Genomic DNA, 3,113 nt, shown 5'->3' with positions numbered 1-3,113 from the left:
CGGCCGGGTCAGCCACGACGGCCGCAGCCGCGGGTCGCCGTGGAAGCCGTCCCAGATGCTCTCCAGCACGGCGTGGGACACGTCGAGGCCGGTGACGTCGTGCAGGTTGTTCCGTAACGAAGAGCGGACAAACACGGACAGTAGGCAACAGTCAGATAAAAACACTCGGACGAGTGAAACTGGTTCCCCCTGTTCAGGCGATGAGTGATCACCTGAAAGGGGGGCCAAATGGCCTTGCGAAAACTTCGCGCACTTCGTCACGCCTTGGTGGCGGCTGTGCTGGCAGGGGCGTTGCTCCCCGTCATGTCTACCGGGGTGGCAGTGGCGGCGGCACTTCCGCCGGGGTTCGTGTTGCGGGAGACCGATACGGGTTTGGGGCAGTATCAGTTGACGGACTTCGCGTATCTGCCCGACGGTTCCGTCCTCGCCACGGCCAAGGACGGTCGGGTCCGCTGGGTGCCGGAGACCGGGGCGGGCAGGACGATCGCGACGTTGCCGACCCGCTCGGTCAGTGACCTCGGCTTGGTCGGTGTGGCCGTCGCCCCGGACTACGCGACGTCGCACTCGATCTACCTGACGCGGTCGGTCAACGTCACCGGCGGTTTTGTCATGCGGTTGTCGCGATTCACGGTGACCGTGGGCGCGGAGGGCGCGCCGACCGCGCTGGGCGGGGAGCAGTCGTTGTTCGAGGTGCCGGGCACGTTCGACGTCCATGGCATCGACACGGTCGCCGCCGCCGCGGACGGGACGTTGTGGCTGTCGATCGGCGACAACGGCGACTTCACCAAGATGGACGCGAGTGCGCTGCGCGCCCAGGACATCAACCAGCCGTACGGCAAGATCTTCCACCTGACGGCCGACGGCAACGGCGTGCCGTCCAACCCGTACTACGACGTGGCCAACCCCGGGGCGGCTGCGAGCAAGGTGTTCGCGCGCGGGTTCCGCAACCCGTTCCGGTTCACTATCGACCCGAACCTCGGGCTGCCGATCGCCGGTGACGTCGGCTGGAACGCCTGGGAAGAGGTCGACGTCGTCCAGCGCGGAGCCAACCAGGGGTGGCCGTGCTGGGAGGGCACCCACGCGACTTCGGGCTACAGCGGGCTCGCGGGCTGCGCGGGGGTGGCGAACCAGCCGCCGATCTTCGAGTACCAGCACGGCAGCGGCGCCATGCAGGGCAACAGCGTCACCGGTGGCATGGTCTACCAGGGATCCAGCTACCCGGCCGTCTACCGCGGTTCGTACTTCTTCGGCGACTACGTGGCGCGGAAGATCTGGACGATGCGCTACGACGACCAGGGCAAGCTCACCCGGGCCCCGGAGAACTCGCCGGTCTTCACCGACATCGGCGGCCCGGTGAAGTTCGGGGCGGCGGCCAACGGTGACATCGTCTTCGCGGACATCCTGTCCGGGAAGCTGCGCCGCCTGTCGTATTCGGCCGGCAACACCGCGCCGGTGGCGAACGCCTCCTCCACCGCCGACCCGGCCACCCGGACGGTGTCCTTCGACGGTTCCGCGTCGGTCGACTACGACAACGACGTGCTGACCTACGACTGGGCCTTCGGCGACGGCACCACCGCCACCGGTCCCCAGGTGTCCCGCGCCTACGCGGCGGGCACCGAGTCGTTCACCGCGACGCTGACCGTCCGGGACCCGCTGGGCGCCACCGGCACGACCACCATCGCGGTCGCGCCCGGCAACCACACCCCGCAGATCACCCTGACCACACCCGGGGACACCGCGACGTTCGCGGTCAACCAGCAGGTCACCCTGGGAGCGACCGCGACCGACGCCGAGGACGGCGCGCTGCCGGTCACCTGGACCTCCGCGGTCCGGCACTGCCCGAGCGAAGCGACCTGCCACGTGCACCCCGGCGTCGGCGGCATGGGGGCGAGTTTCGCGTTGCCGTTCACCGAGCACCCGGACGCCCGGATGGACTTCACCGCGACGGTGACCGACAGCGCGGGCGTCAGCACGGCCAAGACGTACACGGCGATGCCGCGCCGGCACCGGATCACCCTCCTCGGCACGCAGCCCGCGGCGCTGAGCATCCCGGTCGAGGGCGGCGTCAGCACGGCCATGGTGACCGAAGGCGCGTCCTTCGACGTCGAGGCCGCGCCGCTGGGCATCGACGGCGTCTCGAAGTTCACCGGCTGGCAGGGCGGACCGTCGGCGACGACGTGGATCGTCACCGTCGGCACGAGCGACCTGACGCTGACGGCGAACTACGCGACCCTGATCGACCAGCGCTACGACGCCGACCCGGCGTTGCGGGCGAAGCTCGGGGCGCCGACGGCGGCCGAGGTCACCGACGGCACGGTCCACTACCGCACCTACACCAACGGACGGCTGTACTGGAGCGCCGTCGGCGGCACCAAGTACGTCACCGGACCGGTGCTGACCAAGTACGTCGCCTTCGGCGGGCACGCCAAACTCGGTCCGCCGACGAACGACACCACAACGACACCGGACGGCGTGGCGCAGTACAACCACTTCGTCAACAACGGCGACGTCGGCTCGATCTACTTCACGAACGCCACCGGCGCCCACGCCATCTACGGCGAGATCCGCAAGAAGTGGGCCGCCCTCGACTACGAACGCGGCCTCGGCTACCCGACCACCGACGAAGCAGGCACACCCGACGGCGTCGGCCGCTACAACCACTTCATCAAGGGCGGCAACGTCGGCTCGATCTACTACACGAACGCCACCGGCGCGCACGCCATCTACGGTGAGATCCGCAAGAAGTGGGCCGCCCTCGGCTACGAACGTGGCCTCGGCTACCCGACCACCGACGAAGCAGGCACACCCGACGGCATCGGCCGCTACAACCACTTCAGCCTCGGCCACTCGATCTACTACACAGGTGCCACCGGCGCGCACGCCGTGAAGGGCGAGATCCGCAAGCGGTGGGCCGCCCTCGGATGGGAACGGTCCTACCTGCACTACCCGAAGACCGACGAGTACGTGACAAACAGCATATACCGCAGCGACTTCCAGAGCGGCTACATCACCTTCACCCTCACGAGCGGCGCAGTCGACCACCCCTGGTGAGGCCGCGCTGAACCGACGCGGTCCGCCTCCGGAGATCCGGAGGCGGTAAAATATGTAGAGGG

At 68.6% G+C, this 3,113-nt stretch carries 1 protein-coding gene; it reads left to right on the top strand.

Features of this window, described 5'->3' with window-relative positions; all coding sequences use genetic code 11:
- The first annotated feature begins 228 nt into the window (after positions 1-228).
- Entirely contained in the window at positions 229-3,051 is a 2,823-nt protein-coding gene (locus AB0M82_RS35655; protein WP_364731676.1) for a PQQ-dependent sugar dehydrogenase, read from the top strand.
- Positions 3,052-3,113 lie beyond the last annotated feature (62 nt).

This window comes from Amycolatopsis sp. NPDC051128, assembly GCF_040682715.1.
GTDB lineage: Bacteria > Actinomycetota > Actinomycetes > Mycobacteriales > Pseudonocardiaceae > Amycolatopsis.
Note: the sequence above shows the minus strand (reverse complement) of the source record. Positions and strands in the feature narration are given on the sequence as shown.